The organism is Micromonospora sp. NPDC005413 (assembly GCF_040606435.1).
In the GTDB taxonomy this organism is placed as follows: domain Bacteria; phylum Actinomycetota; class Actinomycetes; order Mycobacteriales; family Micromonosporaceae; genus Micromonospora.
Map to the genome: position 1 here is coordinate 1 of NZ_JBEXEV010000067.1, position 9,256 is coordinate 9,256.

At 70.5% G+C, this 9,256-nt stretch carries 10 protein-coding genes; 9 read left to right on the forward strand and 1 reads right to left on the reverse strand.

Features of this window, described 5'->3' with window-relative positions; translation table 11 throughout:
• Nucleotides 1-164: 164 nt before the first annotated feature.
• The gene (locus tag ABZS37_RS32310; RefSeq protein WP_355175334.1) at nucleotides 165-1,130 is read right to left on the reverse strand and encodes a COX15/CtaA family protein; all 966 of its coding nucleotides are present in this window, start codon (nucleotides 1,128-1,130) and stop codon (nucleotides 165-167) included.
• Between the two features lie 176 nt (nucleotides 1,131-1,306).
• Between ABZS37_RS32310 and ABZS37_RS32315 the strand changes: the two genes are divergently transcribed.
• From ABZS37_RS32315 to ABZS37_RS32355, 9 genes are all read left to right on the forward strand, one after another.
• Nucleotides 1,307-2,029, forward strand: a complete 723-nt coding sequence (locus ABZS37_RS32315; protein ID WP_355175348.1) for an HTH domain-containing protein — start codon at nucleotides 1,307-1,309, stop codon at nucleotides 2,027-2,029.
• Entirely contained in the window at nucleotides 2,026-3,456 is a 1,431-nt protein-coding gene (gene sufB / locus ABZS37_RS32320) for a Fe-S cluster assembly protein SufB (RefSeq protein ID WP_354997247.1), read from the forward strand. Before ABZS37_RS32315 ends, sufB begins: the two co-directional genes overlap by 4 nt.
• A gap of 91 nt (nucleotides 3,457-3,547) precedes the next feature.
• The gene (sufD, locus tag ABZS37_RS32325) at nucleotides 3,548-4,690 is read left to right on the forward strand and encodes a Fe-S cluster assembly protein SufD (protein ID WP_355175336.1); all 1,143 of its coding nucleotides are present in this window, start codon (nucleotides 3,548-3,550) and stop codon (nucleotides 4,688-4,690) included.
• Complete coding sequence (locus tag ABZS37_RS32330; RefSeq protein WP_354997249.1) at nucleotides 4,690-5,016, forward strand: non-heme iron oxygenase ferredoxin subunit; 327 nt, start codon at nucleotides 4,690-4,692, stop codon at nucleotides 5,014-5,016. Before sufD ends, ABZS37_RS32330 begins: the two co-directional genes overlap by 1 nt.
• Nucleotides 5,016-5,789 carry a Fe-S cluster assembly ATPase SufC gene (gene sufC / locus ABZS37_RS32335; protein WP_355175338.1) on the forward strand — a complete coding sequence of 258 codons (774 nt, stop codon included), beginning with the start codon at nucleotides 5,016-5,018 and terminating at the stop codon, nucleotides 5,787-5,789. The genes ABZS37_RS32330 and sufC overlap by 1 nt, the downstream gene beginning before the upstream one ends.
• 20 nt (nucleotides 5,790-5,809) lie before the next feature.
• Nucleotides 5,810-7,114, forward strand: a complete 1,305-nt coding sequence (locus ABZS37_RS32340; RefSeq protein ID WP_355175340.1) for a cysteine desulfurase — start codon at nucleotides 5,810-5,812, stop codon at nucleotides 7,112-7,114.
• Nucleotides 7,114-7,587 carry a Fe-S cluster assembly sulfur transfer protein SufU gene (sufU, locus tag ABZS37_RS32345; protein ID WP_355175342.1) on the forward strand — a complete coding sequence of 158 codons (474 nt, stop codon included), beginning with the start codon at nucleotides 7,114-7,116 and terminating at the stop codon, nucleotides 7,585-7,587. Before ABZS37_RS32340 ends, sufU begins: the two co-directional genes overlap by 1 nt.
• Before the next feature lie 67 nt (nucleotides 7,588-7,654).
• Complete coding sequence (locus ABZS37_RS32350) at nucleotides 7,655-8,116, forward strand: metal-sulfur cluster assembly factor (protein ID WP_355175344.1); 462 nt, start codon at nucleotides 7,655-7,657, stop codon at nucleotides 8,114-8,116.
• A 209-nt stretch (nucleotides 8,117-8,325) separates the two neighbouring features.
• Nucleotides 8,326-8,916, forward strand: a complete 591-nt coding sequence (locus ABZS37_RS32355) for a TIGR03086 family metal-binding protein (protein ID WP_355175346.1) — start codon at nucleotides 8,326-8,328, stop codon at nucleotides 8,914-8,916.
• Nucleotides 8,917-9,256 lie beyond the last annotated feature (340 nt).

Genomic DNA, 9,256 nt, shown 5'->3' on the forward strand with positions numbered 1-9,256 from the left:
GCGCGTCGGTAGACCACTACATCCTGGATCGAGCACGATCTTCGGCGCGGGGCGCGGGGCGCGGGGCGCGGGGCGCGGGGCGCGGGGCGCGGGGCGCGGGGCGCGGGGCGCTGGACCCGGGCAGGCTGCGGGCGCGGCAACGCGGGGTACGGCCCCGCGCCGGGTCAGGCGGTGACCGGGACGGCCTCTGCGTCGGTGGGGATGGTTGCCTGGAGCGTGGGGGTGACGGGGCGGCGCTCGCGGGTCGACCACTGCACCGACAGGGTGGCCAGCAGGACCAGGCAGGAGCCGAGCATGTGCGCGCCGACCAGGAGCGCCGGCACGTGGGTGAAGTACTGCACGAAGCCGATCAGACCCTGACCCAGCTCCACGGCGACCAGGACGATCGCGGCACGGGTGGCCCGCTCGGCTCCGACGGCGCGGAACGCGAAGATCAGCGCCACCGAGAGGCCGATCAGCAGGAAGACGCTGTCGGCGTGCACCTGGGAGATCGACTCCGGGTCCAGTCCGTTGCGGGCCGCGCCGTGGTCGCCGGCGTGCGGACCACTGCCGGTGACCCAGGTGCCGACGACCAGCACCACGACGCTGACGCCGGTGGTGATCCGGGCCAGCACGCGCAGAGGCGCGGGCACCACGGCCACCGTCGGGCCGTCGGGCTCCGCGGTCCGCCGCCAGAGGGCGTACGCGGCGGCGATCACCGCCATCGAGGCGAGGAAGTGCAGCCCGACCACCCACGGGTTGAGGTTGGTGAGCACGGTGATGCCCCCGAGCACCGCCTGGGCGGGAATGCCCAGGAAGACCGCGACGGCCAGCCCCAGCAGCCCGGGCCGGCGTGGCCGGTGTGCCAGCACGGCCAGCAGGGTGGCCAGCGCGATCAGGCCCACCGCGAAGGTCAGCATCCGGTTGCCGAACTCGATCACCCCGTGCAGGCCCATCTCGGACGTGTTGACGTACGACGCGTCGGTGCACCGGGGCCAGGTGGGGCAGCCGAGGCCCGAGGCGGTCAGCCGGACGGCCCCGCCGGTGACGACGATCCCCACGTTCGCGATGATCGAGGTGAGCGCGAGGCGGCGCAGCAGGGTGCCGGAGACCGGACGGGCGAATCGGTTCACGGCGCAAATCCTACGCACTGTAGTGATCGAGGTTCGTCCGACTCCGTGGGCTCGGTGGTTCGGATCACCGGGGCCCGGGTTTGCGGCCCTCCGGGTAATTACGTAACGTTGGCGTTGTGAAAAACGCGGCGGCGCTCTCCGGGCACCAGCCGACGGCCGTTCCGGCCGTCGGTGCGTCCGCGTCTGCGCCTGTCGTGCCCACGTCGGCCGCGCTCGGCGGCGCTGCGGCGACCGAGGTCTCCACCCGGGACCGGGTCACCCAGCTGCTGCTGGAGCGGGGGGCCACCACCGCTGCGCAGCTCGGTTCGGCGCTCGGGCTCAGCCCGGCGGCGATCCGTCGGCACCTGGACGCGATGCTTGCCGAGGGTGACGTGTTCGCCCGTGAGCAGACCGTGCAGGGCAGCCGTGGTCGGGGGCGTCCGGCCAAGGTGTTCCTGCTGACCGAGGCGGCCCGGGTCCGCTGTGGCACCCACCACTACGACAACATGGCCACCGCCGCGTTGCGGTGGATCGCCCGCAGCGGCGGCTCGGAGGCGGTCGAGGCGTTCGCCACCGAGCAGGTCGCCGCCCTGGAGTCCCGCTGTCGGGCCGCCATGGAGGACGCCGGCGACGACCCCCTCGCGCGTGCGGAGGCACTCGCCGACGCGCTCACCGCCGAGGGTTACGCTGCCAACGCGACCACGAGCGCGTCCGGCGGTCAGCTCTGCCAGCACCACTGCCCGGTGGCACACGTTGCCGGCGAGTTTCCCCAGCTGTGCGAGGCCGAGACCGCGGTGATCTCCCGTCTGGTCGGCACCCACGTGCAGCGCCTGGCCACCATCGCGCACGGCGACGGGGTGTGCACCACGCACATCCCGGCTCAGCAGGTACGCGCCCAATCAGGTAATCCCGTCACCACTGTGAGGACAGATAGATGACCGAGCAGATCGTCCAGCCCCTGACCCAGGAAGAGCAGCTCGCCGCCCTGGGTCGCTACGAGTACGGCTGGTCCGACCCGGACGCCGCCGGGGCGGTTGCCCAGCGCGGCATCAACGAGGCGGTGGTGCGGGACATCTCGGCCAAGAAGAACGAGCCGGCGTGGATGCTCGACCTGCGACTCAAGGGCCTCCGGCTGTTCGGCCGTAAGCCGATGCCGGCCTGGGGCGCGGACCTCACCGGGATCGACTTCGACAACATCAAGTACTTCGTGCGGTCGACCGAGAAGCAGGCCACCAGCTGGGAGGACCTGCCCGAGGACATCAAGAACACCTACGACCGGCTGGGCATCCCGGAGGCGGAGAAGCAGCGGCTGGTCGCCGGTGTCGCGGCGCAGTACGAGTCCGAGGTCGTCTACCACAAGATCCGTGAGGACCTTGAGGAGCAGGGCGTCCTCTTCCTGGACACCGACACCGCGCTGCGCGAGCACGAGGATGTCTTCAAGGAGTACTTCGGCACGGTCATCCCGGTCGGCGACAACAAGTTCGCCGCTCTGAACACCTCCGTGTGGTCCGGCGGCTCGTTCATCTACGTGCCGAAGGGCGTGCGCGTGGACATCCCGCTGCAGGCCTACTTCCGGATCAACACGGAGAACATGGGCCAGTTCGAGCGGACGCTGATCATCGTCGACGAGGGTGCGTACGTGCACTACGTCGAGGGCTGCACCGCGCCGCTCTACTCCTCCGACTCGCTGCACAGCGCGGTCGTGGAGATCATCGTCAAGAAGAACGCGCGCTGCCGCTACACGACCATCCAGAACTGGTCGAACAACGTCTACAACCTGGTCACCAAGCGCGCCGTCTGCCACGAGGGCGCGACCATGGAGTGGGTCGACGGCAACATCGGCTCCAAGGTGACCATGAAGTACCCGGCGGTCTACATGACCGGCGAGCATGCCAAGGGCGAGGTGCTCTCGGTGGCGATGGCCGGCGAGGGTCAGCACCAGGACGCCGGCGCCAAGATGGTGCACGCCGCGCCGCACACCTCCTCGACCATCGTGTCGAAGTCGATCGCCCGGGGCGGCGGCCGCACCTCGTACCGGGGTCTGGTGCAGGTGCTGGAGGGTTCGCACCACAGCCGGAGCACGGTCAAGTGCGACGCGCTGCTGGTCGACACCATCTCCCGCTCGGACACCTACCCGTACGTCGACATCCGTGAGGACGACGTGTCGATGGGGCACGAGGCGACCGTCTCCAAGATCAGTGACGACCAGCTCTTCTACCTGATGAGCCGGGGCCTGAGCGAGGACGAGGCGATGGCCATGATCGTGCGCGGCTTCATCGAGCCGGTCGCCAAGGAGCTCCCGATGGAGTACGCCCTGGAGCTCAACCGGCTGATCGAGCTCCAGATGGAGGGCGCGGTCGGCTGACGCCGCCGCTCCCGTGTGGCGGGTCGGAACCTCGGCCCGCCCGCACCCCGCCCCAACCTCGTCGTCACGGAACAGACAGACCAAGGAAGACATGACTACCCAGGCTTCCGCGCCGCCCAGCACCAAGTCGCAGGCGCTGCGCTCGTACGACGTCGCCGACTTCCCGGCCCTCACCGGCCTGGAGGAGGACTGGCGTTTCACCCCGCTCAAGCGGCTGCGCGGCCTCGCCGGTGAGCCGCAGGCCGCCACCGGCACGGTCCGGCACGAGCACGACGACCTGCCCGAGGGCGTGGCCGTGGAGCGGATCAGCACCGACGACCGGCGGGTGGGCAGCGTGCTCACCCCGGTCGACCGGGTCAGCGCGCTCGCGTACGGCGGTGCCGGCCAGGCGCTGCTGCTCACCGTGGCCAGTGACGTCGTGGTGGGTGCGCCGGTGAGCCTGCGGGTGGTCGGCGAGGGCGCCGAGGGTGTGGCCTTCGGGCACACCTTCGTCGAGGTGGGCCGGTTCGCCGAGGTGACCCTGGTGCTGGAGCACGTCGGGTCGGTGACCCTGGCCGACAACGTCGAGGTCTCCGTGGCCGACGGGGCGAAGCTGACCCTGATCACCGTCGCGGACTGGGCCGACGACGCGGTGCAGGCACAGCACCTCAAGATCAAGCTGGGGCGGGACGCCCGGGTGACGCACGTCCAGGTCAGCCTCGGCGGTGACCTGGTCCGGCAGTTCACCAGCGTGGAATACACCGGCCGGGGTGGCGAGGCCGAGCTGTACGGCGTCTACTTCGCCGACTCCGGCCAGCACCTGGAGCACCGGCAGTTGGTCGACCACAGCGTTCCGGACTGCCGCAGCTACGTCGGCTACCGGGGCGCTCTGCAGGGCGAGGACGCCCACACCGTCTGGGTGGGCGACGTGCTGATCCGGGCCGAGGCGACCGGCACCGACTCGTACGAGATCAACCGGAACCTGCTGCTCACCGACGGCGCGCGGGCGGACTCCGTACCCAATCTCGAGATCGAGACCGGCGAGATCGCCGGCGCCGGCCACGCCAGCGCGACCGGCCGCTTCGACGACGAGCAGCTGTTCTACCTGATGGCCCGGGGTATCCCGGAGAGCGAAGCCCGCCGCCTGGTGGTCCGCGGCTTCTTCGCCGAGCTGATCAACAAGATCCCGGTGGAGTCGCTGCGCGAGCGCCTCGGCGACGCGATCGAGGCCCGGCTGACCAAGGCGGGCGCCTGATGATCCGAATCTGCTCCGCCGAGGACGTGCCGAAGGGCACCGCGATCAGCGCGGATGTCGACGGCACCCCGATCGCCCTGGTGCACGGCGAGGACGGCAACTTCTACGCCGCGTACGACGAGTGCTCGCACGCCTCCGTCGCCCTCTCCGAGGGTGAGGTCGACGGCTGCACGCTGGAGTGCTGGTTGCACGGCTCGCGCTTCGACCTGCGCACCGGACAGCCCACCGGGCTGCCGGCCACTGAACCCGTACCCGTCTACCCCGTCGACGTCCGCGACGGCGACATCTACCTCAGCCTGACGCCGAGTAATGGAGTGACCCGATAATGAGCACCCTGGAGATCCGCGACCTGAAGGTGTCGGTCAAGCTGCCCGAGGGTGAGCTCAAGCCGATCCTGTCGGGCGTCGACCTGACCGTCCGCTCCGGTGAGACCCACGCGATCATGGGCCCGAATGGCTCCGGCAAGTCCACCCTGGCGTACTCGATCGCCGGTCATCCCAAGTACGAGATCACCGGTGGCACGGTGACCCTCGACGGCGTTGACGTGCTGGCCATGACGGTCGACGAGCGCGCCCGCGCCGGCCTCTTCCTGGCCATGCAGTACCCGGTCGAGGTGCCCGGCGTCTCGGTGGCCAACTTCCTGCGGACCGCGAAGACCGCCATCGACGGCGAGGCGCCGAAGCTGCGTACCTGGGGCGGCGAGCTGCGCGGCGCCATGGAGCGCCTCCAGATGGACCCGGCGTTCGCCCAGCGCAACGTCAACGAGGGCTTCTCCGGCGGTGAGAAGAAGCGGCACGAGATCGTCCAGCTGGAGCTGCTCAAGCCGAAGATCGCGATCCTCGACGAGACCGACTCCGGCCTCGACGTGGACGCGCTGCGCGTGGTCAGCGAGGGCGTCAACCGGGTCCGCGACAACGGCGACACCGGCGTGCTGCTGATCACCCACTACACGCGGATCCTGCGCTACATCAAGCCGGACTTCGTCCACGTCTTCGTGGCCGGCCGGATCGTCGAGCAGGGCGGCCCGGAGCTGGCCGACAAGCTCGAGGCCGAGGGCTACGAGCGGTACGCCGCCGGGGCCGGCACGGCCCAGGCCTGAGCGAGAGAGGCGCTGCCGAGATGACCAGCATCGCGATCCCACCAGGGATGCCGCAGTACGACGACGTGCCGCGTTTCGACGTGGCCCGGGTGCGCGCCGACTTCCCGATCCTGGACCGGGAGATCAACGGGCACCCGCTGGTCTACCTTGACAGCGCCAACACCTCGCACAAACCCCGCCAGGTGCTCGACGTGCTGGGGGAGCACTACGCCCTGCACAACGCCAACGTGTCGCGCTCGGTGCACACCCTCGGCACCGAGGCCACCGAGGCGTACGAGGGAGCGCGGGCCAAGATCGCCGCGTTCATCAACGCGCCGAGCACCGACGAGGTGGTGTTCACCAAGAACTCCACCGAGGCGATCAACATCGTGGCGTACGCGTTCTCCAACGCCTCGCTGCGCCCGGACGCCGACCCGCGGTTCCGGCTGGGCCCGGGCGACGAGGTGGTGATCTCCGAGATGGAGCACCACTCGAACATCGTCCCGTGGCAGCTGCTCTGCGAGCGGACCGGCGCGACCCTGCGCTGGTTCCCGGTCACCGATCAGGGCCGGCTCGACGAGTCCGGCCTGGACGACCTGGTCACCGAGCGCACGAAGATCGTTTCGCTGGTGCACATGTCGAACATCCTCGGCACGATCAACGCCACCTCCCGGATCACCGCGCGGGTCCGTGAGGTGGGCGCGCTGCTGTTGCTGGACTGCTCGCAGTCGGTGCCGCACCTGCCCATCGACGTGGTCGACCTCGACGCCGACTACATCGTCTTCACCGGGCACAAGATGTGCGGCCCGACCGGCATCGGTGTGCTCTGGGGCCGGGGCGAGCTGCTGGCGGCCATGCCGCCGGTCTTCGGAGGCGGCTCGATGATCGAGACGGTCACCATGGCCCGGTCGACGTTCGCCGCGCCGCCGGCCCGGTTCGAGGCGGGCACCCCGCCGATCGCCGAGGCGGTCGCGCTCGGCGCGGCGGTGGACTACCTCACCGGGATCGGGATGCGGGCCATCCAGTGGCACGAGAAGGAGCTGACGGCGTACGCGCTGGAAGCCCTCGGCTCGGTACCGGACCTGCGGATCTTCGGCCCGACCGTGCCGGTGGGCCGGGGCGGCACCATCTCGTTCGCGCTGGGTGACGTGCACCCGCACGACGTGGGCCAGGTGCTCGACTCGCTCGGCGTGCAGGTGCGCGTGGGCCACCACTGTGCCAAGCCGGTGTGCAACCGGTTCGGCGTCCCGGCGACGACCCGGGCCTCGTTCTACCTCTACACCACCACCGAGGAGATCGACGCTCTGGTGGCCGGTCTGGAGCAGGTGCGGAAGGTGTTCGACTGATGCAGCTCGATCAGCTCTACCAGGAGATCATCCTGGACCACTACAAGCGCCCACATGGGCGTGGCCTGCGCGACGCCGACGACCCGGGCGACCGGGTCGCCGAAGCGCACCACGTCAACCCGACCTGTGGTGACGAGGTCACCGTCCGGGTCGCCACCAACGGCGACGTGCTGCACGACATCTCGTACGACGGGATGGGTTGCTCGATCAGCCAGGCCTCGGCGAGCGTGCTGTACGAGTTGCTGCGCGGCCGGGGCGCCGGGGAAGCTTTCGAGGTGCACGAGGCGTTCGTGGAGTTGATGTCCGGGCGTGGCCAGGTCACGCCGGACGAGGACGTGCTCGGTGACGGGGTTGCTTTCGCGGGTGTGGCCCGCTACCCCGCCCGGGTCAAGTGCGCGCTGCTGCCGTGGATGGCGTTCAAGGACGCCGCGGCACGCGCCGGTGTGGGCGTGAGCCCGGAGGTGAAGGCGTGAGCGTGCGTCAGCGAGCGAATGACACGGTGGTGCCTCGTGGCATCACGAAGCTAAGCGGAGGGACGGCATGAGCGAGAACACCGCTACCGCAGCGACGCCGGAGACCGGTGACGCCACCGCGGCGCCGCAGACCGACGCCGTGACGACCGACGGTGCCGCGACGCCGGGTGCCGGCGACGCCGCCACCCCGGCGGGCGGCGTCAGCAAGGCCATGATCGCCGACGTCGAAGAGGCGATGAAGGACGTCGTCGACCCGGAGCTCGGCATCAACGTGGTCGACCTGGGCCTGGTGTACGGGGTGCACGTCGACGACGAGAACGTCGCGACCCTGGACATGACGCTCACCTCGGCGGCCTGCCCACTGACCGACGTGATCGAGGACCAGACCCGACAGGCGCTGACCACCGGCCCCGGTGGTGGCCTGGTCAACGACATCCGGATCAACTGGGTCTGGCTCCCGCCGTGGGGCCCGGACAAGATCACCGACGAGGGTCGCGACCAGCTCCGTTCCCTCGGCTTCAACGTCTGACCCGACTCCGTTCCACCTTCGTCGAGCGCGGTGCCCGTTCGGGTGCCGCGCTCGATGTTGTGGTGAGCAGGTGTGAATCAGCAATGGAACGGATCGTTCCGGTCTGCTATTCTGATCCCAGGACAACGGAGCGGAACGTTCCGCTCCGCAGGTGGGCGGGAGTCGCTTCACTTGACGGGGTCGGCGGAGAGGCCAGGACGATGAGCGAGATGGCAGCAGCACAGTGGCGGATCGTGCTCGACGAGGCGCACAAGGCGCTCCGGACGGCCGTCGAGGGGGTCCCGGCCGACGCCTGGGAGCGACCCACCCCGTGCGAGCGGTGGACGGTCACCCAGGTGCTTCAGCACGCGACCGGCGACCAGATCGGCTACGCGGCAATGATCGTCGGCGGGCCGGGGCCGTCGGAGGATCCGTTCGCGCCCTCTGGGCGGATCGACGGTGACAAGACGGTCGGCCTGCGCGCCGCCCTCGACGCGTCCGCCCGAGCCTGGGCGAATGTCGCCGACGACGACCCGGCGGTGCCCACGCCGCTGCCCCAGGGCAAGCTGCCGGCCCACGTTGGTGCCGTCGCGTGCGCCCTCGACGCGGCAGTGCACGCCTGGGACATCACGACGGCCACCGGCCAACCGTCCCCGCTCGGCGACGAACTGGCCCGCCCCCTGCTGGTGGTCGCCCGGCAGATCGTCGAGCCGCTGCGGGCCTACGGCGTGTACGCCCCGGCGATCGACCCCGCTCCGGATGCCGACGAGGTCAGCGTCCTGCTCTCCTACCTCGGTCGCCACCCCCGGCTGCCCGCCTGAAAGACCTGGTCGGCCCCGATCATGACGTGGGCAAACGCGGGACATGCGGTGGCGTCGAGTGGGGTGGGTTTGCGCGTGCCGGATTCGGCTCGCTGTCGACGCGGCCCCTGTCATACGCCGACAGCGCCCACTCCCCGGCGGCGCCTCTACCCGACGCCGACGACCGCGCCCGGGGCGTTGCTGGCCGCAACCGCGCGACCCCGCCAGCTCCCGCCGCGCCGCGCCGCGCCCCGGCCCGGCCCGGCCCGGCCCGGCCCGGCCCGGCCCAAGATCGTGCTCGATCCAGGATCGAGTGGCATCGGCGCGTCGGTGAGACCACTACATCCTGGATCGAGCACGA

What these genes read in the sequence shown, in the direction of transcription:
- sufB (WP_354997247.1), top strand. Translation starts at nt 2,026, where the DNA reads ATGACCGAGCAGATCGTCCAGCCCCTGACCCAGGAAGAGCAGCTCGCC.
- sufD (WP_355175336.1), top strand. Translation starts at nt 3,548, where the DNA reads ATGACTACCCAGGCTTCCGCGCCGCCCAGCACCAAGTCGCAGGCGCTG.
- ABZS37_RS32330 (WP_354997249.1), top strand. Translation starts at nt 4,690, where the DNA reads ATGATCCGAATCTGCTCCGCCGAGGACGTGCCGAAGGGCACCGCGATC.
- sufC (WP_355175338.1), top strand. Translation starts at nt 5,016, where the DNA reads ATGAGCACCCTGGAGATCCGCGACCTGAAGGTGTCGGTCAAGCTGCCC.
- ABZS37_RS32340 (WP_355175340.1), top strand. Translation starts at nt 5,810, where the DNA reads ATGACCAGCATCGCGATCCCACCAGGGATGCCGCAGTACGACGACGTG.
- sufU (WP_355175342.1), top strand. Translation starts at nt 7,114, where the DNA reads ATGCAGCTCGATCAGCTCTACCAGGAGATCATCCTGGACCACTACAAG.
- ABZS37_RS32350 (WP_355175344.1), top strand. Translation starts at nt 7,655, where the DNA reads ATGAGCGAGAACACCGCTACCGCAGCGACGCCGGAGACCGGTGACGCC.
- ABZS37_RS32355 (WP_355175346.1), top strand. Translation starts at nt 8,326, where the DNA reads ATGGCAGCAGCACAGTGGCGGATCGTGCTCGACGAGGCGCACAAGGCG.